23 protein-coding genes and 1 tRNA gene are annotated in these 25,529 nt (G+C 52.2%); 16 read left to right on the top strand and 8 right to left on the bottom strand.

Going from position 1 to position 25,529, the window contains the following annotated elements:
* From B5D39_RS12350 to vapC, 6 genes are all read left to right on the top strand, one after another.
* Positions 1-226, top strand: a 226-nt coding sequence (locus B5D39_RS12350; RefSeq protein WP_208610587.1) for a transposase, incomplete at its 5' end; no start/stop codon positions are given.
* A 139-nt stretch (positions 227-365) separates the two neighbouring features.
* Complete coding sequence (locus tag B5D39_RS12345; RefSeq protein WP_078790774.1) at positions 366-1,028, top strand: Lcl C-terminal domain-containing protein; 663 nt, start codon at positions 366-368, stop codon at positions 1,026-1,028.
* An 85-nt stretch (positions 1,029-1,113) separates the two neighbouring features.
* On the top strand, positions 1,114-1,461 hold the full coding sequence (locus B5D39_RS12340) for a four helix bundle protein (RefSeq protein WP_078790773.1): 348 nt from the start codon (positions 1,114-1,116) through the stop codon (positions 1,459-1,461).
* Between the two features lie 58 nt (positions 1,462-1,519).
* Entirely contained in the window at positions 1,520-6,835 is a 5,316-nt protein-coding gene (locus B5D39_RS12335; RefSeq protein WP_078790772.1) for an Lcl domain-containing protein, read from the top strand.
* A 141-nt stretch (positions 6,836-6,976) separates the two neighbouring features.
* Entirely contained in the window at positions 6,977-7,207 is a 231-nt protein-coding gene (locus B5D39_RS12330; RefSeq protein ID WP_078790771.1) for an antitoxin, read from the top strand.
* Positions 7,207-7,608, top strand: coding sequence for a type II toxin-antitoxin system tRNA(fMet)-specific endonuclease VapC (vapC, locus tag B5D39_RS12325; protein WP_078790770.1), 402 nt, complete (start codon positions 7,207-7,209; stop codon positions 7,606-7,608). The genes B5D39_RS12330 and vapC overlap by 1 nt, the downstream gene beginning before the upstream one ends.
* 12 nt (positions 7,609-7,620) lie before the next feature.
* Here the strand turns inward: vapC and B5D39_RS12320 are convergent, their stop codons facing one another.
* Positions 7,621-8,208 carry an acyloxyacyl hydrolase gene (locus B5D39_RS12320; protein WP_078790769.1) on the bottom strand — a complete coding sequence of 196 codons (588 nt, stop codon included), beginning with the start codon at positions 8,206-8,208 and terminating at the stop codon, positions 7,621-7,623.
* Entirely contained in the window at positions 8,202-9,623 is a 1,422-nt protein-coding gene (locus tag B5D39_RS12315; protein ID WP_078790768.1) for a B12-binding domain-containing radical SAM protein, read from the bottom strand. Before B5D39_RS12315 ends, B5D39_RS12320 begins: the two co-directional genes overlap by 7 nt.
* A 143-nt stretch (positions 9,624-9,766) precedes the next feature.
* On the opposite strand from B5D39_RS12315, the gene B5D39_RS12310 reads away from it, so the two are divergent.
* The 5 genes from B5D39_RS12310 (at position 9,767) to B5D39_RS12290 (ending at position 13,233) form a co-directional block, all read left to right on the top strand.
* Complete coding sequence (locus B5D39_RS12310) at positions 9,767-10,000, top strand: exodeoxyribonuclease VII small subunit (RefSeq protein ID WP_078790767.1); 234 nt, start codon at positions 9,767-9,769, stop codon at positions 9,998-10,000.
* Between the two features lie 12 nt (positions 10,001-10,012).
* A complete protein-coding gene (locus tag B5D39_RS12305) occupies positions 10,013-10,906 on the top strand; it encodes a polyprenyl synthetase family protein (RefSeq protein WP_078790766.1) in 894 nt (297 codons plus the stop codon).
* A 6-nt stretch (positions 10,907-10,912) separates the two neighbouring features.
* The gene (dxs, locus tag B5D39_RS12300; RefSeq protein WP_078790765.1) at positions 10,913-12,790 is read left to right on the top strand and encodes a 1-deoxy-D-xylulose-5-phosphate synthase; all 1,878 of its coding nucleotides are present in this window, start codon (positions 10,913-10,915) and stop codon (positions 12,788-12,790) included.
* A gap of 6 nt (positions 12,791-12,796) precedes the next feature.
* A complete protein-coding gene (locus B5D39_RS12295; RefSeq protein ID WP_078790764.1) occupies positions 12,797-13,105 on the top strand; it encodes a molecular chaperone DnaJ in 309 nt (102 codons plus the stop codon).
* 51 nt (positions 13,106-13,156) lie between these two features.
* A tRNA-Pro gene (locus tag B5D39_RS12290) sits at positions 13,157-13,233 on the top strand.
* 237 nt (positions 13,234-13,470) lie between these two features.
* Here the strand turns inward: B5D39_RS12290 and B5D39_RS12285 are convergent.
* A complete protein-coding gene (locus B5D39_RS12285; RefSeq protein WP_078790763.1) occupies positions 13,471-14,820 on the bottom strand; it encodes an FAD-dependent oxidoreductase in 1,350 nt (449 codons plus the stop codon).
* Between the two features lie 234 nt (positions 14,821-15,054).
* Between B5D39_RS12285 and B5D39_RS12280 the strand changes: the two genes are divergently transcribed.
* The 5 genes from B5D39_RS12280 (at position 15,055) to nhaD (ending at position 20,296) form a co-directional block, all read left to right on the top strand.
* On the top strand, positions 15,055-16,608 hold the full coding sequence (locus B5D39_RS12280) for an acyl-CoA carboxylase subunit beta (RefSeq protein ID WP_078790762.1): 1,554 nt from the start codon (positions 15,055-15,057) through the stop codon (positions 16,606-16,608).
* A gap of 212 nt (positions 16,609-16,820) precedes the next feature.
* Entirely contained in the window at positions 16,821-17,393 is a 573-nt protein-coding gene (locus tag B5D39_RS12275; RefSeq protein ID WP_161947494.1) for an OadG family transporter subunit, read from the top strand.
* Between the two features lie 25 nt (positions 17,394-17,418).
* Positions 17,419-17,814, top strand: coding sequence for a biotin/lipoyl-containing protein (locus B5D39_RS12270; protein ID WP_078790760.1), 396 nt, complete (start codon positions 17,419-17,421; stop codon positions 17,812-17,814).
* 6 nt (positions 17,815-17,820) lie between these two features.
* Positions 17,821-18,990: a sodium ion-translocating decarboxylase subunit beta gene (locus B5D39_RS12265; protein ID WP_078790759.1), complete on the top strand. Its 1,170-nt coding sequence runs from the start codon at positions 17,821-17,823 to the stop codon at positions 18,988-18,990.
* A 22-nt stretch (positions 18,991-19,012) separates the two neighbouring features.
* Positions 19,013-20,296: a sodium:proton antiporter NhaD gene (gene nhaD / locus B5D39_RS12260; RefSeq protein WP_078790758.1), complete on the top strand. Its 1,284-nt coding sequence runs from the start codon at positions 19,013-19,015 to the stop codon at positions 20,294-20,296.
* Between the two features lie 80 nt (positions 20,297-20,376).
* Here nhaD and B5D39_RS12255 read toward each other — a convergent pair whose 3' ends face one another.
* The 5 genes from B5D39_RS12255 to B5D39_RS12235 all read right to left on the bottom strand — a co-directional run bounded on the left by B5D39_RS12255 (position 20,377) and on the right by B5D39_RS12235 (position 25,524).
* On the bottom strand, positions 20,377-21,756 hold the full coding sequence (locus B5D39_RS12255; protein WP_078790757.1) for a TRAP transporter large permease: 1,380 nt from the start codon (positions 21,754-21,756) through the stop codon (positions 20,377-20,379).
* Positions 21,753-22,424, bottom strand: a complete 672-nt coding sequence (locus B5D39_RS12250) for a TRAP transporter small permease (protein WP_078790756.1) — start codon at positions 22,422-22,424, stop codon at positions 21,753-21,755. Before B5D39_RS12250 ends, B5D39_RS12255 begins: the two co-directional genes overlap by 4 nt.
* 92 nt (positions 22,425-22,516) lie before the next feature.
* On the bottom strand, positions 22,517-23,512 hold the full coding sequence (locus B5D39_RS12245; protein WP_139366763.1) for a TRAP transporter substrate-binding protein: 996 nt from the start codon (positions 23,510-23,512) through the stop codon (positions 22,517-22,519).
* A 241-nt stretch (positions 23,513-23,753) separates the two neighbouring features.
* Positions 23,754-25,121, bottom strand: a complete 1,368-nt coding sequence (locus tag B5D39_RS12240; protein ID WP_078790755.1) for a sigma-54-dependent transcriptional regulator — start codon at positions 25,119-25,121, stop codon at positions 23,754-23,756.
* Positions 25,114-25,524, bottom strand: a complete 411-nt coding sequence (locus tag B5D39_RS12235; RefSeq protein ID WP_078790754.1) for a response regulator — start codon at positions 25,522-25,524, stop codon at positions 25,114-25,116. Before B5D39_RS12235 ends, B5D39_RS12240 begins: the two co-directional genes overlap by 8 nt.
* Between the last annotated feature and the right edge of the window lie 5 nt (positions 25,525-25,529).

The raw sequence follows: 25,529 nt of genomic DNA, 5'->3' as shown, positions 1-25,529 counted from the left end.
GAAGTACAGTGTTTCGATGGTGATAGGGTATTTGAAAGGCAAGTCGGCAATTCATATTCACCGTAAGGCCGAAGGGGTCAAGAAAGGTTTTATCGGTCGGCACTTTTGGTCACGTGGTTACTGTGCCAGCACTATCGGCCTGGATGAAGAAATGATCCGGGCGTATGTAAGAGATCAAGAACATCTGGACAAACAAGAGGAGTTGGACTTCACCCAAAACCCTTAGCCCCTTTTAGGGGCTTTCCTCAAGCCACCGGCTCTGCCGGTGGTCATGACTTTATAACGCCGCGTTACCGGTTTTTTATCCGGTTGTGCGGCGTTTTTGCGTACTGATCAGATCAACCACCAGCAGGAGGTTTCCCATTATGTTAAAACATACCCCTACAATTCTGCTTTTAGCCCTTGCAATTCTCCATTCCCCATTCTTCATTCCCCATTCTGCCTGCGCAGCTGGCAAGCTTCCCGATACCGGCCAAACCAAATGTTATCAGGCCGTATCGCCTTATGCCGAGATACCCTGTGCAGGAACCGGGCAGGATGGCGCCTACAGCATCAACCCGATGTCGTTTACCGATAACGGTAACGGCACAATAACCGATAACAACACCGGCCTGGTCTGGCAAAAGTGCAGCATGGGGCAGAACAGCACTGATTGCAGCGGCACCGCCGCAACCTATAACTGGTACCAGGCAACAGGTACCTACGATGCCAGTTACAATGCCAGTAGCGTAAATGTTTGTGGCTCTCTCTCTCTGGCCGGCACTGGCTGGCGGCTGCCCAGCAAGAAAGAGCTGGTGGGCATTGTGGATTACAGCATCCCCTACCCAGGGCCAACCATACCACAGGCAATATTTCCAGGCACGGTTTCGTCTTCCTATTGGTCGTCTACCACCAACGCATACAATACGAGCTACGCGTGGCACGTGTATTTCCTCGCTGGCGACGTTGTCTTTACAATTGCGGACGAAGACTTCGACATTCTAAAGAGCAATACCTACTATGTCCGGTGCGTTCGTGGCGGACAGTGAGAAAGGCAATTGAGAATTGAGAATGAGGAATTGAGAATTAAAAAACAAATTCTGCATTCTTCATTTTTAATTCTGTATTGATTCTATGAATATTCAGGAGAGATCATTCCAGTTTGCGTGCAGTGTTGTGGCGCTACACCGTGAGCTGGTGAAGCGGGATGCAACGGTGCGTCTGCTGGCCGGGCAGTTGCTGCGGTCCGGCAGTTCTATTGGGGCTAATCTTGAGGAGGCCACTGCCGGGCAGAGCAGGGCGGATTTTATCTCTAAATGCTCCATTGCCCTGAAAGAGGCCAGAGAGACCCATTACTGGCTGAAACTGCTGCGTGCAACAGATCTGCTTTCATCTGAAGAAGCCAACCCGTTGCTTAGGGAGGCCAATGAGCTGGTGGCTATACTGACCACTATTGTAAAAAACAGCAAAAATAACAGATAAATTTTTTTAAATTCACTATTCAAAATTCTTAATTCTCAATTTTATAGAGGTATATGCCATGCAGACCAAACACCGCCTTTTCCTGCTCCTGCTTTTCCAATTCTTCATTCTCAATTCTCAATTCTCAATTCTCAACTGCTCCGCGCAAGCGGCGCAGTTGAGCGACAACGGCAACGGTACCGTAACCGACAGTAAAACCGGCCTTGTCTGGCAACAGGGGGAACCGGGAGCTAAAACCTGGGATAATGCCCTTGCCTACTGCGAAGGCTTAAGCCTGGCAGGAGCTGATGACTGGCGGCTGCCCAATGTAAAGGAACTGGAGTCGCTGACCGATGATACGCGCTATAATCCGGCGCTTGACAGGACCTATTTTCCAAATGCAAATTCGTCTATCTATTGGTCGTCTACCACCATCGCTTACAATACGGGCTACGCGTGGAGCGTGAATTTCTTCTATGGTTACGTCAGCTACTACTATAAGTACGGTACCGGCTATGTCCGGTGCGTTCGTGGCGGACAGTCTGGGTCATTGGGTTCTTTGGGGATTTCTCCATCTTCTGTTACTTTTGCTCCACTCTATATCGGCCAAAGTGCCTCCCGTACCTTGACGCTGTCCAATACCCTGTCCAACAGTGTTACCATTGGAAAAGCGAGTCTTTCCGGGGAAAACGCACCGGCCTTCAGCCTGGGAGATACCTGTTCAGACAAGACGATTGCTTCTCAGGGAAGCTGCAGCATTGTGGTGGATATCTCAGTAAAATTCTGTGGCCCCAAGACAGCATTGTTGACCATACCCACCAGCCAGGGAAATCTTACGGTGGATCTTTCCGGCCAGGCCTGTGGCGTTGGCAATGCGCTGCTTGGCGGTAAGGTGACAGATGCCTTAAGCAAACAGGCGCTTGGCTCTGTTGCTGTTATGGTGGGTAGTTATGGGCCTTACACAACCAATGCAAGCGGTATGTATCAGACAGAATATTTGCCTTCTGGCAGTTATGAGGTAGTTGCGACTAAAAGCGGTTACGATGTCTGGCGTGGGTCAATGACACTTGTTCCGAACCAGACAAGTCTTAAGAATATCAGTCTAAGTTCCGCAAGCGGCATGCGTGTGATGTCTCTGACATCAAAATATTCTTCGGGTAAACCCTATTACTTTCTACCCGGTGTCAGTTTTGAGGTTACCTATACGGCAGAGGTTGACTGGAATGGCAAAACACCTGGCAAGGTTCGTTTTATTACTTCTCATGGCAGTTATGATGTGGCAACAAGCAGTTCCATTGCAACAAAGACTATTAACGTAGGTACAGAAATTGACGCCTGCAATACCTTGCAGGCAATTGCCATTGCAGGGGATGGTAGCCAGACAGCGGCCAAGAGTGCTGATTTTATGGTGACCAAACCTTTGCCGGTTGATCCGGGTATGCCGGCTATTACAACCGGCATGAAGGTTACGGATGAAGGTGGCGCCTACCGCTATACCAACAGTCTGGATAGAGAGTTTTTGAACAAGATTACCGATGTTGCTGCGGACATCCCCTTGTTTGAAAAGGCACCGGTTCTGATGCAATATATTCCGGAGATAGATTTCAGTTTCTCCGGGCAAGAAGGCAAGGCAAGCTATGACCTTAAATTCTCAGACCTTGAGCAGTTGAAAGCAGATGGTCGATTTACCTGGAGAAAAAATCCGAATGGTTTAAAAAACTACATAAAGCTGATTCAGGAACGTCTGAAAAAAGGCAAGTATGATTGGCGACACTTCCCCAAGGTACGAATTGGAGGGTTTGATGCTTCAATGGTGCCTGAGTTTAATCAGCAATATAGCTTTGAACCTGCAAGCTGCGGCAGTCAGAACTCAGGTTGGAAAGGCTCTTTGGATTTTTTACTGGCAACGGATTTAACGATTTACGGCAATTATCATTTTGCTATTCCGGTAACGCCACCTATTCCGATGTATGCAAAGGCATCCATTAACCTTGCTGGTGATTTTTCCCTGAATGTAACCGACACCTTTGCGAACAATAGTCATGGCACCATGCACCTTAACCCGACGGTTACGTTTAGCGGTGGCCCTGGCCTTGATGATGTAGCAGCTATAGAGGCAACTGCCAAAGGCGGCATGAAGACTGAAACAGATTGGTATTATGACCAGAAACTGTATTCAAACTTAAAGTATGCAGAGGTGTTTCTAGAAATAAGTGCCAGGGCATATTTATGGAAGTTTGAAAGGGAGGTCGGACCATACACCTGGACACGCTGTGTGAGTGGCGTGTGTCCTTCTGACAGTTCTGTTGCATTGGAAAAACAGTCCGCTGCCAGCAGTAAACCAACGCTTATCCCCCGTACCTATCTGCAGGTTGCAGCCCCAGCAAATTTTAAGGCGGCTCCCGCCTATTCGGTCAAGCAGGTGGCTACCGAGACCCAGAGCTACAGTGTTGCCTCTGCGCCAATAGTAACCTCTACCTTCCCGGCTTCTTCTGCCTCTTTGTCCTCCAGCGGCAGCAATGTTAACCTGCTTTGGTTAACTGATAATGCTGAACGTACTTCCATTAATGGTACCATGCTGCAGCATGCCAGTTTTGACGGCGCTGCCTGGAGCACACCGGTAGCTGTTGCTGATAACGGCACCGCCGACTTCAGCCCAACGTCGCTTACCTTCAGTGATGGCAGTATGGTGGCTGCTTGGGAGGATATGAAAACTACCCTGCCGGATACGGCCCAACTTGAAGATATGGCACCGCTGATGGAGGTTGCTGCAGCGGTCTACAATCCCACCACCAAGACCTGGGGTGCTGCTGTTCGTCTGACTGATAACGGTAGTCTGGACCGTAGCCCTAAGCTGGCTGGTAAGGATGCAAGCAATCTGCTGCTGACCTGGACTTCCAACAGCCAGAATGACCTGAACGGCAGCGCAACCAAGCCCAACAACCTGTATGCCGCCACCTATAACGGTATTGCCTGGAGTGCGCCACAGCTGCTGGCCAGCATCCCCAACGCAATCAAGCGTTATAGTGCTGCATATGACGGTACGGTTGCCAATATTGTACTGTCCCTTGATACCGATGGTGACGGCAGTACCCTGGAAGACCTTGAGCTGTACCGTTTGACCAATAGCGGCGGAACATGGAGTAGCCTGACCCGCCTTACTACCGACACTATTATTGATGACAACCCGCAACTTGCCCTGGACAGCAGCAACAACGTGGTTATGACCTGGGTACGGGGGAATGAGCTTTCAAGCGTCGTGAATTTTGATTTTGACAAACGCACCGTTATCCGCACTGAAGAGAGCTACAGCAATACCCTGGCAGATTACAAACAGGCACAGGCCACAGATGGCAAGGTAGCGGTGATCTACGCTGACACCAGTGAGGGAAGCACTTCAGACCTGTTTGGCCTGTTCTATGACCCGGTCTTTAAGGTCTGGGGTGAGCCAAAACAGTTGACCTTTGATGCTGAAACCGAGCAGTGGCCTTCCCTTGCCTTCCTGGGGGCTGATACCATTATTTCCGTCTACAACCGCAAGCTGCTGATCAACCCGGATGGTACCCCAACAACCGGCGCCTTGACTGACCTGTATATGCTGAAGCACACCATGGGTGATGATCTGACCCTTGAGGCAGGCAGCCTTATTTCTGACCCACGCAACCCGGCCCCTGATACTGCCGTGACCCTGAGCGCCGTTGCCCAGAATCTGGGTGACAAGGTGCCCCAGAACGTACCGGTCAGCTTTTACAATGGAGATCCGGCCAGCGGCGGTACCCTCATCAGTACGGCCACCATTGCCGGTCCATTCAAGCCGGGTGAGGTGCTGACCGTATCTATTCCATGGATGATACCGGCCAGTACAACACCCTACCTGGTTTATGCTGTCATAGATCCAAGCTCAAGCATTGACACCCTGAACCGGGCCAACAACGTTATCAGCAGCCCTTTGGCCCAGCCGGATCTGGCTATACAAAAAATTACCTGGGAAAAACTGGCTGCTACAACCTACAGCATGATTGTTACGGTAGCCAATATCGGCGGTACTGCCAGCGCTGCCTCTACCGTTACCCTGCATAACGGCAGCAGCACCGGCCCGGTTATTACCAACCTGACCGTTCCGGCCCTTGAGCGTTTTGCCAGTGTGGATCTGGCGTATGAATGGGATGCCTCTGCCACGGTTCAGCCATACTATACGGTTGTGGGGATTGTGGATGAGGCCAACACCATTGCTGAGAGCGATGAGTTGAATAATAGTGTTACGGTTGTGTTGGACGGTAACCAGCAGGATATCAGTGTAACCCCTAATCCTCTGAGCGGCACTGCCAATGTGGGCCAGTTATCCACTGCCCTGCTTACCATCCGTAATGCCGGTACCGCTGCCCTGGCAGTTAGCACTATAGGGCTGTCTGGTACTGACGCGGCGGTTTTTAGCGTTGCACCTGCTGGTGACAACGCCTGTGCAAGTCTTGCTCCCACCATTGAGGCCGGTCTTTCCTGTACTGTCGGGGTAAGCCTTACCCCTGCCGGGTTGGGAACCAGTACTGCAACTGTGACTATCGTATCCAATGATCCTGATACACCGTCGGTTGCCGTTCCGGTGAGCGTCACCGGTGCTGATAGTGGAGCTCCTGTTATCAGCGCCTTTGAGATACCGGCAACAACCAAGACCAAAACCATACCGTTTACCACTCTTACCGCAACGGATAACGTTGCTATTACCGGTTGGATGGTAACAGAAACCGCTACAGCACCAGCAGCAGGAGATGCCGGTTGGGTGGCAACCAAGCCTGCCGGGTATGCAGTTACGGCAAACGGCAGTAAAACCATCTGTATCTGGGCCAAGGATGCAGCTGGCAACGTATCTACATCGGTGCAGGCAACTACCAACGTGCAGATGCCAAACCTTGCGGTAAGTATCAGTGGGCCAGGTTCAGTCAGCAGTTCTCCCGCAGGTATCAGCTGCTCAAGCGGAACCTGTTCCAGCCTGTTTGATGACGCAACAGGCGTTACCTTAACCGCTTCACCGGGTACTCTGGCAACCTTTACCGGGTGGAGTGGCGATTGTACGGACAGTTCTGGTAGCTGTTCCGTAACTATGACAGCAGATCGTTCGGTAACAGCCGCCTTTACCCTGGCAGCAAAGATAAAAATTGGCAGTACCGGTTACAGCAGTTTTGCTGATGCCTATGCAGCAGCATCAGCAACAGATACGACGTTGGTCTACCTGCTGGAAGATACGTTGCCGTTAAGTACACTTATTAATAAAAAACTGAATCTGCAGGGAGGGTATTATGCGGACTTTACCCGAACCCCCAGCGGTTATACAGTCTTGCAGGGGACGTTGACCATCGGCAGCGGCAGCATAATCGCAGACCGGATTGTGGTGAAATAGCCTGTAGCGTTTTCTGCGTTGCTATAGTTGATGGATACCCACCGGGGAGGCTGTTATGGTCTTCCCGGTTTTTTTGTGGCCCTGGCATGAAGGGGTGTGATATATCTTTGGTATATATCATGGGCGGAAGGAGTAAAAGCTATGCCGCAAACAGCCAAGATATTTAAAAACGGTCGCAGTCAGGCGGTGCGCCTGCCTGCTGAATATCGCTTTACTACCAATGAGGTGTATATTGAGCGTCAAGGTGATGCGGTGATCCTGCGTCCCAAACCGCAGGATTGGGACGAATTTTTCGCTCGTAAATCAAAAGTCCCGTCTGATTTTCTGGCAGATCGCAATGACCTGCCGCCTGAAGAACGGGAGTTGTTCTGATGCGCTATCTGCTTGATACCAATATCTGCAGCTATATCCTAAAAAACCGCCCTGTTTCGGTGAAACAGAAATTTGATGAGGTGGGGGCAGAACATCTCTGTATCTCTTCTGTGGTGCTGGCAGAGCTGTACTATGGCGCTGCTCGCCATCCTAAAAGCGTGATTATCCGCAAGGAAATTGATGATTTTGTGTCCCGTCTGCTGGTTGTTGCATGGGATGAGCAGGCTGCAAATCAGTATGGAGCAATCAGGGCTGCCTTGGAAAAGGCCGGCAGACCGGTTGGTGCTATGGATATGCTGATTGCTGCCCATGCCCGCAGCATGGGGGCAACGTTGATTACCAATAATCAACGTGAGTTTGAACGGATTAGCGGGCTTATGGTGCAGAACTGGGTGGAGTAGGGCTGAGTCAGTTCAGTACAACCAGCTCATCCCCAGCAGGAACTTGCTGGAATTAAGCGGTTCATTGGGGCTGGCAGTACCGGCGTTGGAGATATGGTGATAGCGGTACTCCAGATTCAGCATAGTGGCCTGAGCTATCGGAATCTGAACCCCGGTGCCGCCCTGGTAGCTGAAGTTAAGCTTTGCCCCCATGGTGGGTAGGCCCAGACCAACATAGACCGGTCCGCCACCGGCAAAGATATACGGTTTTACATGGCTTAGGCTGGTAAACTTCCAGCTTCCCAACAAATATCCCCCCACAATTGATCTGCCCCCATGATCCACGGCCAGATGGTACGGCAGTTCCACCAGCAGTTGATGCCTGCCCTGATACCAGCTTCCTTTGCCAATATCATCAGACAGATACCAGCCCAGGCGGGCAATGGCATCCCAGGTCTGTACCTGTGTGCGGGTCTCACCAAAACCACGGTGGGTGATGCCATAGCCGGTCAGCAGGGTCAGTTCGTAGCTGGCATCGGCTGTGGTTTTAATCTGATTATCTGCCAGTGCGGAACTGGTGATAAGAACGGTGAGTAGGAGCGTCAGTATGGTTTTTACCATTTTTGCTTCCTTTCAAACTTCAGGATGGCTGGCAGGTTTTTCAGGAAATCCAGCACGCTGTGGGGTGATTGCCAGATCATCTTAGTGTAGCCCCAGTGGATCCGACTGCGGCGGTAAAAACGACGGATAAATTCGTCATAGAGATTTTCAAGTTGTGGTTTGGTCATGCCGTTGGGGATAAAGACGAAGTTCATGCAGTTCATCAGTTCCCATGCCTCATTAAACTGGCCAAACTGCTCCAGAGTCTTGAAAACCGGAGCACCGGGAAACGGGGTGAACTTGGTGACGTTGATCTCATCCAGCGGCAGGGACAGGGCATAGTCAATGGTGCGGCGGATGGCAGCCTCATCCTCGCCCGGCAGGCCCACCATGAAAAGGCCTTTAACCCGCATCCCGGCATCCTTGACCATCTTCAGTTTGCGTCCTACCTCATCCAGGCCGTAAAATTTGCGGTGTTGCTTCAGGATCTCCGGGTCACCGGACTCTATGCCGAAATTGACCTGCCAGCAGCCAGAGCCTTTCAGCAGGTCCAACAGTTCCTGATCAACATGTTCCAGGCGGGCAATGCAGTTGTAGGTGACCTTTAGCCCCATCTTTTCCTTTAGTTCACAGAAGTGGGCCACCCGCTTGCGGTCAAAGGTGAACAGGTCATCATAGAAAAAGACATGTTTGATGCCGTAGTCACGGTTCAGCATGGCCACATGCTCAAGAATATATTCCGGTGAGTTAAAGCGGAAACCGCGTGAGAAGACGGAGCGGTCACAGTAGGAGCACTGGTAGGGGCAACCCCGGCTGGAGATGATGCTGGAGTTGGGCGAAGTTGGTGAGCTGAACAGAGGCAGCTTGTACTTTTGTGGAAAACCGGGCAGCAGGTGGTAGGCAGGGAAGGGTAGATCATCCAGATTGGCGATCAGCTCCCGTGGGGCAGACTGGGTTGCCTGTCCGTTGGTGTCCCGGTAGGCCACGCCGGGGATCTCAGCCAGGTTCTGGAACCCAGCCTGGACCAGTTCCAGCATGGTCTGCTCACCTTCGCCCAGTACCAGGCAATCAATGGCTGGAAAACGGTCCAGCAGCGGCGCCCCCATGGTGCAGGCGTGGGCTCCACCAAAGACTGTGATGATGCCACTATCTGCAGCCTTGATCGCCTCGGCTATCCGGTTACCTTCCAGAAACGAGGAGGTGGTGCAGGAAAAGGCCACAACATCTGGTTTGCGGCGCAGTACCTCAGCCACCAGATCTGCCTGAGTCATTGGCGTGCCATAGCAGTCAATGATCTCAACCGGGACTTGATGTTTTTCCAGCCAGGCAGCAATGGAAAGGATACCCAGCGGCGGCATAACATTGAAGATGGTGGTAATATCCTGCATTCCCGGCATCCAGTTGCTGCCATAGGGATGGATAAAAAGTACGTTCACGGGTACCTCGGGTGATTATTAAGCTTAGAATTGTGTGATTATTGCAGAGTTTGTCGACTATGGGAAGATTGTTCTAGTGGCTTGAGGTTGACGATTCCTTCGTAATCAAAGTATAATGCCGTTTCACATTTATGGGGGCAGGTATGGCAGCTGAAAAGTTCGAGACATCGCTGAAAAAACTGGAAGAAGTGGTCCGCAAGCTGGAAGGGGGGTCGCTTTCATTGGATGACTCCATCAAGGCCTTTGAAGAAGGGGTCAAACATGCTGCCTTTTGTGCCAAAAAGCTGGATGAGGCCGAGCGTAAGGTTGAGGTGTTGATCAAGCAGCGTGATGGATCGTTCCGCAAAGAGCCGTTTACTACTGATGATGATGAATGAAGGGATAGGATTGTGGACCTGAAAGTATATCTGAAAGAAAAAATCGCGCTGGTTGATGCAGCGCTTGAGCAGTATTTGCCCAAGGAAGAGGAACGTCCCCAAAGCATTCACAAGGCGATGCGTTATTCCATCTTTGCCGGTGGCAAGCGGGTACGCCCGGTGCTGATGCTGGCTGCCTGCGAGGCGGTTGGCGGGAAAATTGACAAGGCCATGCCTGCTGCCTGCGCCATGGAGATGATCCATACCTATTCCCTGATCCATGATGATCTGCCTGCCATGGATGATGATGATTTCCGGCGTGGTCGTCCCACTAACCACAAGGTCTTTGGCGAGGCGATTGCCATTCTGGCCGGAGACGGCCTTTTAACCGAGGCGTTCAAGCTGATGAGTGATCCCCGTTTTGCTGGCGGGATTGATCCTGCAGTCCGTCTGGCTGTGATCCATGAGATCGCGGTCTGTGCCGGTACCTACGGCATGGTGGGTGGTCAGGTGGTGGATATGGAGAGCGAGGGTAAGCCGGATATGGATCTGCCCACGGTGCAGTATATCCATACCCACAAGACCGGCGCTCTGATCAAGGCCTCGGTGGTGGCTGGTGCGCTGCTGGGCGGCGCTGATGACAAACAGCTGGCCTCGATTCGGCGTTATGGTGAGGCAGCTGGTCTGGCATTCCAGATTGCGGACGATATCCTGGATATTGAAGGTACCACCGAAGAGATCGGCAAGGATGCCGGCAGCGATGAAGCCCGTGGAAAGGCCACCTATCCGGCGGTGATGGGGCTGGCGGCGGCCAAACAGGAGGCCCAGGCCATGATGGATGAGGCGATGCTGGCCCTGGAACAGTTGGGTGCCGCTGCAGAGCCGTTGCGTGGAATTGCCCGCTACATTGTTGAGAGAAAGAACTGACCTCCTATGTCATTATTGAATCAGATCAATGCACCTGAAGACCTGAAGCGTCTGCCTCAAGCGGATCTGCCAAAGCTGGCAGCAGAGATACGTCAGCTGATTATTGAAACCTGCGCAAAGAACGGCGGCCATATTGCTCCCTCGCTGGGGGTGGTTGAGCTGACCATCGCCCTGCACAAGGTCTTTAATTCACCGGAAGATAAACTGATTTGGGATGTGGGGCACCAGGCCTATGCCCACAAGATCATCTGCGGTCGTCGAGACAGTTTTCACACCCTGCGCACTCTTGATGGTATCAGCGGTTTTCCCAAACGCTGTGAATCTGAGCATGATGTCTGGGAAGTGGGGCACTCGTCAACATCACTTTCTGCTGCCACCGGCTATGCTGTGGCGCGTGATCTGGCTGGCAAGCAGAATAAGGTAGTCGCGGTGATTGGTGATGGTTCCATGACCGGTGGTATTGCCTTTGAAGGCTTAAACCATGCCGGGCACCTGAACCGCGATCTGGTGGTGGTGCTAAATGATAACGAAATGTCGATTGCTGAGAATGTCGGTGCGGTGTCAGGATTCCTCTCCCGCACCTCCAGCAGTGAGTTTATCCATAAGTTCAAGCGGGAAACTGAGCAGTTCATGAAGCATGCAAAAAGCGACATGGGCAATGGGGTTATTCGGTTTGCCCGCAAAATTGAAAATTCGTTCAAGGGGCTCTTTACTCCGGCCATGCTGTTTCAGGCCTTTGGTTTTGAGTATATCGGTCCTATTGATGGTCATGACCTGCCGCTGCTGCAGGAGACCATGGAACGGGTCAAAAAGCTCGATACTGCAGTGCTGATCCATGTCATCACCACCAAGGGCAAGGGGTACAAGCCGGCTGAACAGAACCCGTCTCTGTTCCACGGGGTTGGGCCGTTTGAGATTGAAACCGGCAAGGTATTGAAAGGGAAGGGCGGGGCTGCCTCCTACACCGCTATTTTTGGCAACACCCTGGCCCGGCTGGCAGAGGAGGATGAGCGGGTGGTGGCCATCACTGCTGCCATGCCGGATGGTACCGGCCTGACCAACTTTGCCAAGCAGTATCCTGGGCGGTTCTTTGATGTGGGCATTGCTGAACAGCATGGCGCCACCTTTGCCGCAGGTTTGGCCTGTGAAGGCAAGAAACCGGTCTTTGCGGTTTATTCCACCTTCCTGCAGCGGGCCTATGATCAGGTGCTGCACGATGTCTGTATCCAGAATCTACCGGTGGTGTTTGCCCTTGACCGGGGCGGGGTAGTGGGTAACGACGGTCCCACCCATCACGGCGTCTTTGACCTTTCCTATCTGCGTCATATCCCCAATATGACCCTGATGGCACCCAAGGATGAAAACGAACTGCAGCATATGCTTAAAACCGCCATTATGCACAGCGGACCGATAGCGCTGCGCTATCCACGCGGCAACGGCTATGGGGTGCCTCTGGATCAGGATCTGAAACCGATGGAAATCGGTAAGGCGGAGCTGCTGCGTGAAGGTGCTGATGGCGTCCTGATTGCCTTGGGTTCCATGGTCTATCCTGCCCTGGATGCGGCTATAGCGCTGGCAGCAGAAGGGCTTAACCTAGCTGTGGTAAACGCTCGTTTTGTTAAGCCGCTTGATGCTGAACTGCTGCTCCAGCTGGCCAAGCGTTTTGGTAAGTTGGTTACCCTTGAAGAAAATGCGCTGCAAGGCGGCTTTGGTACGGCTGTGCTGGAGCTGTTGGAAGAGCAGGGGGTACAGGCGCAGGTGCTGCGGATAGGCTTCCCGGATCAATATATTGAACAGGGTGAGCAGCATGAACTGCGTGCTATGCATGGCCTGGATAAAGATGGCATTGCCAAATCCGTGCGGATGTTTTTCAAACCAGCCTGACCTGTAATGACCTTTGCAGAGCTCAAAGAGGCGTTGTACCTGTTCGGCTTTCATGAAAATGATCTGCTGAGTATCAAGCGGATCAAGCAGCGCCATCGCACCTTGATCAGGAAAGCTCATCCTGATTTACACGCCGATGTTGACCCGGAACGTATCCGCAAATTGAATGAAGCAGCCGGAATTATTATGGATTATATCCAGTCCTACCGCTTTTCATTTTCTTCAGAAGAGTTTTACCGCCAGATTCCAGAAGAACATCTGCGTCATCAGTTTTCCGGTGATCCGGTCTGGGCGGGGCGAATTGAAGAAAAATAATACTTTTTTCTTGCTATTGATTTAGTCTCTGTGCTATATAATTTTTCTTTTCGGAGCGTAGCGCAGCCTGGTAGCGCACCTGCCTTGGGAGCAGGGGGTCGAACGTTCGAATCGTTTCGCTCCGACCAATAAAAACAACGGCTTACAGAATTTATCTGTAGGCCGTTTTTCTTTGTGTGGTCTTTGATATGCTTGAAATGCTAGCCGTTTTTTGTCAAGGTTTCTGTCTGTGACTGGTTATAACCAATTTTGCTTACAGCATCTTGTCCTTAGCACCCGTCAACCAAGCATCTTTTGGAGGTTAAAGGTCTGATTGAAAACAGTTGCTAACTGACTGAATCCTGACATTTCTGTAAGAATTAAACCTATCCCACCAGCTGCCGCGCAGCTGTCTGGACCGGGTCCCAGACCGGTGAAAAGGGTGGGGCATAGGACAGGTCAAGGTCAACGATCTGTTGCACTGTCATGCCTGCAGTTAATGCGGTTGCCAGCACATCAATCCGTTTGGCAGCCCCTTCCAGCCCCACAATCTGGCCACCCAACAGCCGCCCGGTTCCCTGTTCTGCCAACAGCTTGACCATGATCCAGCCAGCGCCGGGGTAGTAGCCGGCCCTGGTCTTGGTCTTGGTGGTTGCGGTGGTGTACTGCAGGCCCAGTGCTGTAAGTTCCCGTTCAGTCAGGCCGGTACGGGCCACCTCATACTTGCAGATCTTGCTGACCGCTGTGCCTACTACACCTGGGAAGGTGGCATAGCCGCCAGACAGGTTGATCCCTGCCACGTTGCCTTGTTTGTTGGCTACGGTGCCTAACGCAACATGAAACGGCTTACGGCTGATCAGGTGGAAGCTCTCGGCACAATCTCCGGCAGCCCAGATATTTGGAACAGAACTCTGCTGGCGTGGATTGACCCGGATCGACCCTTTTTCGCCAAGCAGCAGACCGGCCTCTTTGGCCAGACCGGTGTTGGGGCGGGTACCCAGCCCAACAATCACCAGATCAGCCGGAAGGGTGCGCTGGTCGGTTACAACCCCGGTCACCTTGTTGTTGCTCGTCTCATAGTCGGTCAGGGATTCATTCAGATAGAGCGTCACGCCAATCTCCCGCAGCGCCTCGGAAACCAGCATCCCCATATCCGGGTCCAGGGTACCCATCACCTGCTCACCTTTCTCAATCAGGCTTACCTGTAGTCCCTGCCGCACCAGCGCCTCAGCCATTTCCAGACCGATATACCCGCCACCCACCACCACCGCGCTACGCGGCAGTTCTTTGTCCATAAATTCGTATACTTTAATGCCACTTGCTAAAGTGGATAGTGAGAAAATACCATCAGCTTCATTGCCGGGTAAGGGTGGGAAAATCGCTTGGGCGCCGGTGGCGATCAGCAGTTGGTCGTAAGCCTCCAGGGTCTCGCTGCCATTGATTAGGTTTCGTACCAGCAGACGCTGAGTAGATGGATCAATAGTAAGCACCTCATGCTGTACCCAGGCATCAATGTTGAATTTATCACGGAATTTTTCAGGCGAACGTGCCACCAGCTTATCGGCGCTGTCGATCAGCCCGGCAATAAAGTAGGGCATACCGCAGGCAGAGTAAGAGGTGTGGGGCGAGCGTTCAAACACCACTATCTCACGTTGTGGCTGCTCTCGACGGACCTTTGAAGCGGCACTCATCCCGGCTGCATCACCACCGATTACGATCAGGCGTCCTGTTGTCATGGCTCAACTCCATTCAAAAGCTGGTCTGTTCAGGTGAATACATAATCTACGCTATTGCATGCATTGCACGGCTTTCCCGCTAGCAGACTGTTTTTTAAGGGTATCCTCACTATCTAAAAAAATAAAGCACTGTTTTATATAATGAAACTGCAATCAGCTGCCTTGCTAATCATTATTCTTGTTCTATAGTTGTGACCAGGCACATCCGTTTGTTTACAAGCAAAGGAGTCTGTAATGGCTATAAAGAAAGAGCTACTAGAAGAGCTTCAGCAGCGGCGCATTGTGGCACTGGCAGGTGGTGGCAAGGAAAAGATGAAAAAACGCCATACCGAAGGCCGCTTGGGTGCCCGTGAGCGGGTAGAGCTGCTGTTTGATCGGGAATCGTTTAGTGAGTACGGCATGCATGTTAACCACGCCTGCCACATGCCCGGCTTTGCAGATAAATTTATGCCTGGGGATGGTGTGGTGACCGGCACCGGCAATGTGGATGGTCGTCCTGTTGCAATTTACAGCCAGGATTTTACGGTGGGTGGCGGGGCTCTGGGGCAGATGCATGCCAAGAAGATCAAAGATATCATGACCCTTGCCTGTGAGACCGGCATACCGGTGGTGGCAATCAACGATTCAGGTGGCGCGAGGATTCAGGAGGCGATCCATAGCCTGTCCGGGTATGGTCAGGTCTTTTACCAGAATGTGGCTGCCTCCGGGGTGGTGCCGCAGATCGCCATTATTGCTGGTCCCTGTGCTGGCGGTGCTGCCTACAGTCCGGCCCTGATGGACTTTCTGATCCAGACCCGTACCCATTCCAGCATGTTTATCTGCGGGCCAGAGGTGATCAAGGCTGCCACCGGTCAGGTTGCGCCGATTGAGCAGTACGGCTCTGCCGAGGCCCATGCCAGTGTCAGTGGCAATATCCATTTTATTGCTGAAGATGACCGTCATGCCATCCAGATCGCCCAGCAGTTGATCAGCTTCCTGCCACTGAACAACCTGCAGGACCCGCCCCATGCTATTCCAACAGAAGTGGTTCTTGAGCGGGATGAAGGGATGAATGAGCTGGTGCCTGATGATCCCCGGGCCGGTTTTGATGTCTATACCGTGATTGATCGCCTGATGGACCCTGGCCAGTGGCTGGAGGTACACCGCGAGTTTGCCCGTAATATTGTGGTGGGATTTGGCCGGATCAACGGCATGGTGGTGGGGATTGTGGCCAACCAGCCAGCGTATAAGGCTGGCTGCCTGGATATTGACAGCTCTGACAAGGCTGCCCGCTTTATCCGTTTCTGCAATGCCTTTAACGTACCGTTGGTTAATCTGGTGGATGTACCCGGCTTCATGCCCGGCCTGGCTCAGGAACGGGGCGGTATCATCCGCCACGGCGCCAAGATGCTGTTTGCCTATGCCGCTGCCACAGTGCCCAAGATTACGGTAATCATGCGCAAGGCCTATGGCGGTGCCTATCTGGCCATGTGTTCAAAGGATATGGGGGCAGATTTTATCTTTGCCTGGCCCTGTGCTGAAATAGCGGTCATGGGGGCTGAAAGCGCTACCAAGATTATCTACAAAAAAGAGATTGAAGAGGCGGATGATCAGAAATCCAAAGAAGCTGAACTTGTGCAGTCCTATCGGGAACATTTTGCAACCCCGTATCAGGCTGCTTCACGGGATATGGTGACCGATGTGATTGAACCGTCTGAAACACGGGCGCGGGTGTCACTGGCGCTACGGATATCATTGACCAAGCGGGTGAGCAGGCCAGCCAAGAAGCACGGTCTGATACCGCTGTAACGCAGTTTTTAGCAAGACGCTAATGATCCTTAAAACGTTTTTACCGCAGAGGTCGCAGAGGAAAACAGAGGAAAATCAAAAAAATTAACAATAAAATGAGTTAACCCTTTTGGTTAAACGGGGTAGCTCTATAAATGCTTGTTTTTACCCTGCGAACCTCTGCGTCCTCTGTGGTGAATTGCTTTTTGCAGGTTAATTTGTCAGGAGTAACTATGTCATCACCAACACAACAGCCCGCTACCACCGCCCCGCAAAATCCGGCAATCTTTAAAGTCCTGCCCGATGGTACGGTGCTTTACAAGACCTGGCAGGATGCTGAGGCTGCCCGTCAGCAGCAGAAGGCAAGCTCGCCATCGGGAGCAACTGTTAAGAAACTTTCCCAGGTAAAGTATGGTGAAAGTTACCTGTCCAAAGATGGTCAGGCTGTTCCCTACACCCTGGGAGGACTGGTTGAATTTCAGTTTACCGGCCTGATTGTGGTGATTGTGGTGCTGGCGGGTTTAAGCCTGATCTGTTCTGCAATCGGTCGCCTGATCAAGAAGCTGGAACCTGCCGGTGCAGCTGCGGTTGTTCCGGTTGCGGCTCCTCTGGTTACTCCAGCTGTCCCTCAATCCGGTATCCATCCTGGCCTGACTGATCAGCAACTGGTGGTTTTGCTGACAGCCGCAGCCAGTGAAATGCTGGGTGGTCCGGTCCGGGTGGACAAATTTAAACCTTTGACTGCCAAGGACCTAAACTGGGCGGCACAAGGGCGCAGTGTTCTGCAGTCTCATCGTCTGAAATAGAGTTTCTGAAAGGAAGCATACCACCATGAAAAAACTTAAGATTACCCTGGAAGGCAAGACCTACGAAGTAACGGTGGAACTGTTGGAAGATACCGGCTCTGCACCAGTAGCCCGTAGCTCCTCTGTTCAAGCTCCGTTGGTGCAGCCAGCTTTAGCTCCGATGGCTGTTACGCCGCAACCTGCAGCAGTGCCGGTGGCTGAAGGTTGCGCCACGGTCATCTGTCCCATGGCCGGGCTGGTCTTCAAATGCCTGGTAAAGCCGGGCGATCAGGTGTCCGTCAATCAGGTGGTGATTGTGCTGGATGCCATGAAGATGGAGACCCCGGTTGTTTCACCAGTAAGCGGTACGGTGCGGACCGTGCTGGTCAAAGAAGGGGATGCCGTGGATGAAGGGCATAGTCTGCTGCAAATTGAGGGGTAACCTGCAATGACAAACGTCCTGAATGAAGTGATGCAGATGTTTATCCATGACACCGGATTCCAGTATATTACCGGACCGATGCTGATTATGTGGGCCATCTGCGGGCTGTTGTTTTATCTGGCTATTAAAAAACAGTATGAACCGCTGTTGCTGCTGCCGATCGCCTTTGGCGCCCTGATGGCAAACCTGCCCACCCGCGCCCTGTATGACGGTGGCTGGACCATTGACGGTATGTTTCACCCCACCGCTGGCTTGTACTTCTTTATCAGTCAGGGGATTCATCTGGAACTGTTTCCGCCGATCATCTTTCTGGGGGTAGGGGCCTTGACCGACTTTGGTCCTTTGATCGCCAATCCCCGAACCCTGCTGCTGGGCGGGGCTGCCCAGCTGGGGGTATTTGCCACCATGTTCTGCGCAGTGGCCTTTGGCATCTTCACATTGGGGGAATCAGCCTCCATCGGTATTATTGGGGGGGCTGACGGCCCCACCTCGATTTTTCTGGCAAACAAGCTGGCGCCGCACCTGATCGGGCCGATTGCCGTGGCCGCCTACACCTACATGAGTCTGGTGCCTTTGATTCAACCGCCGATCATGCGGGCCTTGACCACCGATGCAGAACGCAAGATCAGAATGAAGAGCCTGCGCAAGGTCAGTAAGCTGGAGCGGATTGTGTTTCCGCTGGTGGTTATGGTGCTCTGCATCATGGTGGTGCCGGATGCCTCAGCGTTGATTGCCATGCTGATGCTGGGCAATGTGCTGCGGGAATCAGGGGTGGTTGATCGTCTGGTCAAGGCTTGCCAGAACGAGATCATCAATGTCACCACTATTTTTCTGGGTACGGCGGTGGGGATGACCATGCAGGCCGAGATCTTCTTGCGTCCTACCACGCTGGCGATCATTGCCATGGGGGTAGTGGCCTTTGGTCTCTCCACGGTTGGTGGTGTGGTTATGGCCAAGATTATGAACAAGCTCTCCCCCAACAACCCGGTTAACCCCTTGATCGGCTCTGCCGGTGTATCTGCCGTGCCGATGGCAGCCAGGGTCAGTCAGAATGTGGGGGCTGAGTATGATCCCCAGAACTATCTGTTGATGCATGCCATGGGCCCCAATGTGGCCGGTGTGATTGGCACTGCTGTTGCAGCAGGCTATATGATCAGCCGCCTGTCCGGGCATTAATAACTATCAGGAGTTTTCTGTGATGCTTTCCATGCTTGTCATTGTTTTTGTTGTTGCCTATGCCGCCATTGCCCTTGAACACCCCTTAAAGGTCAATAAATCAGCCTCAGCCCTGTTGGGGGCTGGCCTGCTCTGGACTATCTATGCGGTGATGACCGGTGATCATACGCTGGTGGGGAATCAGTTGAATGAATCCCTGGCTGCCACTGCCCAGATTGTGTTCTTCCTGATGGGTGCCATGACCATTGTTGAGGTGGTAGATGCCCATAGCGGCTTTGAGGTAATCACCTCCCGTATTCGTACTACCAAGTTGTCTTCCCTGATGTGGCTGGTAGGGTTTGTTACCTTTTTCTTAAGTTCGGTATTGGATAACCTGACCACTACAATTGTCATGATTTCTCTGATGAAGAAGCTGCTGGATGACCATGATGACCGGCTGTTCTTTGCCGGTATGATCGTGATTGCTGCCAATGCCGGTGGTGCCTGGACGCCGATTGGCGATGTTACCACCACCATGCTCTGGATCGGCGGTCAGATTACCACCCTGGCGATCATGAAAGGGCTGTTTATCGCCTCCATGATCAACCTTTTGGTACCGTTAATCGTGACCAGTTATCTGTTGAAAGGACGCGAGGTTGTTTCACCAGTAAAAGCCGAAGACAACGGGCTGTTACAGACCACCTCCTTTGAGCGTAATCTGATGTTTTGTATGGGGATCGGTATCCTGATTTCAGTGCCGGTTTTCAAGACTGTGACCCACCTGCCGCCTTTTATGGGGATCCTGTTTGGTCTGGGCATTCTCTGGTTGGTGGGGGAGTTGATTCATCGCAGCAAGGGAGATGATGAAAAGCAGCATCTGACCCTGGTAAGTGCCCTGATGCGGATTGACTTGAGTTCGATTGTGTTCTTTATCGGTATTCTGTTGGCCGTGGCGACTCTGGAGCACACCCACATTCTGGGTGCCTTGGCCAAGTGGCTTGATCAAACGGTAGGACGGCAGGACGTGATAGTCACCATCATTGGTCTGGTAAGCTCTATTGTTGATAACGTGCCGCTGGTGGCTGCTTCCATGGGGATGTATAGCCTGGCACAGTATCCAACTGACAGTTTTTTGTGGGAGTTTATGGCCTACTGTGCCGGTACCGGTGGTTCAATCCTGATCATCGGTTCTGCAGCCGGTGTGGCTGCCATGGGGTTGGAGAAAATCAACTTTTTCTGGTATGTCAAGCGGATAAGCGGTCTGGCGTTGATCGGATATTTTGGCGGAATAGCTGCCTATATTGTTCAGTATAAGTTACTGCACTGATCGTTGTCGTGGTAACGATGCACAAGAAAAAGGCCTGTCATTTGACAGGCCTTTTTCTTGCTCGTGCAATTGCTGCTTCGTTAGTACCCCAGCATTCGGGGCAGCCAGAGCGATATAATCGGCACATACGTAATCAACAGCATAAAGCCCACCATGGCGATCAGCCAGGGTAGCACTGCCATGGTCAGTTCCGAAATCCCCATCTTGGTGATACCGCTGGCCACATACAGGTTGAGGCCAACTGGTGGGTGGCACATGCCCACTTCCATGTTGACTGTCATCAGGATACCGAAGTGGATCGGGTCAATCCCCAGCTTCATGGCAACCGGGAACAGGATCGGCGCCAGGATCAGGATGATGGAGGATGGTTCCATCACGTTGCCAGCCAGCAGTAACAGGATGTTGGTTACTGCCAGGAAGGCGATTACGCCAAGGTTATGACCGATGATCCAGTCAGCCATGATCTGCGGGATCTGCTCGGATGTCATCAGGTACGAGAACAGCACCGCATTGGTGATGATATACAACAGCATGGAAGACATGTTGGCTGAATCACGCAGTACCTTGGGGATGCCTTTAATACTCATGTCCTTGTACACAAACACCGCCACAAAGAAGGCATAGACCGCAGACATGGCTGCTGCCTCAGTGGGGGTAAACAGGCCGGAGTAGATACCACCCAGCACAATTACAATTAATAGCAGACCCCAGATGCTCTCTTTAAAGGCAATCAATCGTTCTTTGGTAGTTGCCTTGGGTAGACGGGGATAGTTGAATTTACGGGCACGATACCAGGCAACAGAACCAAGCAGGGCAGCCAGCATCAGGCCGGGGATGACACCAGCCATAAACAGGGCGCCTACTGATGAGTTGGTGGCAACTGCATAAATAACCATGACAATTGAAGGGGGAATCAAAATCCCCAACGAACCGGAGGTGGCGATAACACCGGCGCCAAAGTTTCTGGGGAAACCAGCCTTGACCATGGCAGGCAACAGGATCGAACCAATAGCCACCACCGTTGCCGGGCTGGAGCCGGAAACCGCAGCAAACAGGGCGCAGGCCATAACCCCGGCCAGACCAAGGCCACCGTGCCAGTGCCCGACCATTGAGGTGGCAAAGTTGATCATCCGTTTGGCAACCCCGCCGTGGGTCAGGAAGTTGCCCGCCAGGATAAAGAACGGAATAGCCATGATCTCAAACTTCTCAATGCCGGTAAACAGCTTCATGGCCACGGTTTCAACCGGTACGTTTGACATGAAGAACAGGAAGGTCAGAACAGTCAGACCCAGGGAGATGGAGATCGGCATGCCGGTCAGCATCAGGCCGATTAGCAGTGCAAACACAATACCGGCATTACCGAATGATGCAATGGCAGCCAGAGAGATTATAATGGCAACAACCCATGTTGCTGCTTTTTTTGGTGTCATAAGCTCCTTTGTTTCTGCATGTGCGCTCATTTGACACCTCCCTGCTCTGCATTTTTATCAAATTTATGTGCTTCATACTCTTCAAGCGCGTCGGTAGCATCAACAATAGTATCATCCAGACCATCAACATGGCTGTGGTCGTGGTGGGGCAGTTCGCCAGTGCGGGCAAAGGTCCAGGCAACCTGCATAAAACGGAAACACATCAGGGATGAACCTAGCGGGATAGCCAGGTAGACGATCCAGGTTGGCCATTCAAGGTCTGGTGTGATCGGGCCTTCGTACAGATCACCCAGTGCCATGCCAAACTTGTTAAACACCGCGTAATGCATACCGTTTTCCCAGACAAAACCTGCCCCTAATGTGGCAATGATGCCGGTAAAGAGCACGCCGCTTGAAAGACCCAGCAGTACGGATGTCTTACGCCATTTTTCAGGCAGGCGGTTAATCAGCACATCCACCCCGACGTGGATACCGGTGCGGACACCATAGGCAGCGCCAAACTTGGCCATCCAGACAAACATGTAGATACAGAGTTCCTGAGCCCAGCTCATGTTGACGGTCAGCAGCCAGTCCTGCAGGCCGGGAATCGGCAGACCCGAGGCATATCGGTGGACAACCGCTGCAAAAATGACCAGGGTTGCCGCGCCGATAAGGAAGGTGATGATCCATTCCTCAAGATGGTCAAGGTATTTCATCATGGGGATATCTCCTGAAGTGCAGATATATATAGTTAGTCGTGAAAAAGCCGCTGCGGATGTCGCAGCGGCTGTGAATCAACTACAGCAGCAGATCAGGGCTTGTAGCCTGTTGCGGTGTAGACTTCCTTGAGGACATCAGCGCCAATACGGGCTGCGTTCTCTTTGTGAGTCTTGTCCATGGCCTTACGCCAGGCAGCCTTTTCTTGAGCGCTCAGGTTGATGATCTGAGACTTGCCTGATTTTTTCACGCCTGCCATTGCTTCATCATTATCTTTTTTGGCAACGCTGTTGGCATAGTTGGTGGCATCCTTCATAGAGCTTTCCAGTGCTGCACGGATATCAGCAGGCAGACCCATCCAGAATTTCTTGTTTACCAGTACGGCATACCCAAGATAACCGTGGTTTGTCATGGTGACGTATTTCTGCACTTCATGCATCTTCTGGGTGTACAGGTTTGAAGGTGGGTTTTCGGTGCCATCAACAACACCGGTCTGCAGTGCCTGATACACTTCAGAGAATGCCAGTACCTGCGGGATAGCGCCCACAGAGCGCATCTGGGAATCCAGTACCTTGGAAGACTGAATCCGCATCTTTTGGCCACGCATATCTTCAGGCTTTTTGAGTGGTTTGTTGGCAGACATGACCTTGAAGCCGTTATCCCAGTACGCCAGACCGATCAGACCTTTGGTTTCAAGTCTTTTGAGCAGCTTTGCTCCTATTGGCCCCTGGGTTACCTTGTGCAGTTCAGTGTAATCATCAAAGATAAACGGCAGGTCAAACAGTTCAAATTCTTTCAGACCCAGCGGGGCGAACTTGGCCAGAGAAGGGGCCAGCATCTGTACAGAACCCATCTGCAGCGCTTCCATCTCTTCCTTGTCTTTGAACAGCTGGCTATTTGGGTACACCTCAATCTTTACACGACCTTTGGTGCGTTCTTCAGCCAGTTTTTTAAAGTAGTTGGCTGCCTGACCTTTTGGGGTCTCATTGGCCACGACGTGGCTGAATTTGATGATAATCGGTGCTGCCTGGGCGGTCAGCGGAAGGGCAAATGCCAGTGTGACAACTGCTGCAAGAATCTTCTTGAACATGTGTGTGCCTCCTTGGGGTTGGTATGCTTCACATTGAAATGAGTATAGCGCAGAATTTTGTTTTATCTAGCAATGGCAGTGCCAAAAGCAGTGAATACGCTAACAAGCTGTTTAAGTTGATTATTCTGTTTACGTTGCAGCGTAATGGAGTTTTATTCAGGAATGGAACTGGCGGTTTTCCGCCATAGAGGTGTGGCGGTTTTCCGCCAGTAAGGAGGGATACGACCGGATTGGCCTGCTGTTACAGGCCGTATTTTTCCATTTTGTAGCGCAGGGTGCCCCGGGGGATCTTCAGGATTAAAGCTGCCTTGACCACGTTCCCTTCAGCCTGTTCAAGGGCAGCAACAACCAACTGTTTTTCATAGTTTGCTACATTAATTTCAAGGCCTTGCTTAAGAATATCTTCTGCAATGGTTAAACTTTGTCCTGTGGTGTGGTGATGGAGTTCCGGGGGCAGATGCGCAGGTTCCAGTTGTGGGCCATGGGCCATGATACAGATCCGCTCAATGATGTTACGCAGCTCACGGATATTGCCGGGCCAGGGGTAACCCAGCAGCATCTGTTCTGCAGCTGGCTCAATCCCTTTGAATGATTTACCAAAGGCCTGACTGAAGTGAGAAAGGAAGTGTTTGGCCAACAGCAGGATATCATTACCCCGTTCCCGTAGGGGAGGAAGGTGCAACGGCACCACGTTCAGGCGATAGAACAGGTCTTCCCGGAAGGTGCCGATCTGTATCCGTTGACGCAGATCGCGATTGGTGGCGGCAATCACCCGCAGATCAACCGGCAGGTCCTTGGAACCGCCTACCCGGCGGACCGTGCGTTCCTGTAACACCCGCAACAGCTTGGCCTGCAGGCTGGCGTACATGTCGCCGATCTCATCCAGAAAGATGGTGCCGTTGTGGGCCTCTTCAAACAGTCCGGTCTTGCGGGAAGCTGCCCCGGTGAAGGCCCCTTTTTCATGGCCAAACAGCTCACTTTCCATCAGTTCAGTGGGGATGGAGGCGCAGTTGACCGCCACAAAGGGGTGTTCCTTGCGGTCAGACAGGGAATGGATCGCCCGGGCCACTAGCTCTTTGCCGGTGCCTGACTCACCGGTTACCAGCACCGTGGCGGTGGGGATTCTGGCCACCTCCCGCACCTGATCCAGTACCTGCCGGAAACAGGGACTTTCCCCCAATAGCGGCACATCAAGTCCCAGTGCGCCTGAACGCCGCAGGCCCCGGACCTCCCGTTTCAGTTCCTGGGTCTGCAGGGCCAGCTTGACGATGACCCGCAGGGCATCAGCCTTAAACGGCTTCTTCATGTAGTCAAAGGCCCCCAGTTTGAGGGCATCTACCGCTGTTTCAACCGATCCGTAGCCGGTGATGATAATCACCAGCAGATCTGGGTTTATCTCTTTCAAGGCCCCCAACAGATCAAGGCCGTTTTCAACCCCCAGGTTCAGATCCAGCAGGGCCAGATCGATCTCGTCATCAGCAACCCGCCCCAAGGCCTCTGCTCCATTGGCAGCCTCAAGCACACGATAGCCATCTTCGTTCAGGATGCGTTGGACGTTTTCCCGGATAAAGGCTTCATCATCAATTATGAGAATGGTTTCTCTAAGCATTCAGGTTAGTTTGGGCGTGCCGGTTGTTTTCAGGACTGTTCAAGACGTCTTGGACTGCGGCCAGTAATTCTTCACAGGTTACCGGTTTTGACAAGACCTTGTTGATCGGCATTTTTTGGGCAATGGTCAGAAGTGTTTGCTGGGCCAGGTTAGGTGAACCTCCGGTAATAGCAATGATTTTAATGGGCTGATCTTTGCGGTTGCTGGACATGATCAGTTCAAAACCATCAGATTCAGGCATGACAATGTCGGTTATAACCAGATCCGGCAGTTGTTTTTCAAGGATTTTAGAAGCCTGGAGGCCATTTCCTGCCTCCAGTACCTCATGCCCGCCGATCTGTAGAAAGCCTAGCAACACCGCCCGAACTTGTGGGTCATCATCAACAAGCAGAATCTTTGCCATAGCGC

The organism is Trichlorobacter thiogenes (assembly GCF_900167465.1).
Lineage (GTDB): Bacteria > Desulfobacterota > Desulfuromonadia > Geobacterales > Pseudopelobacteraceae > Trichlorobacter > Trichlorobacter thiogenes.
The sequence above is the reverse complement of the archived record's forward strand: the minus strand, read 5'-3'. Positions and strand labels throughout refer to the sequence as shown.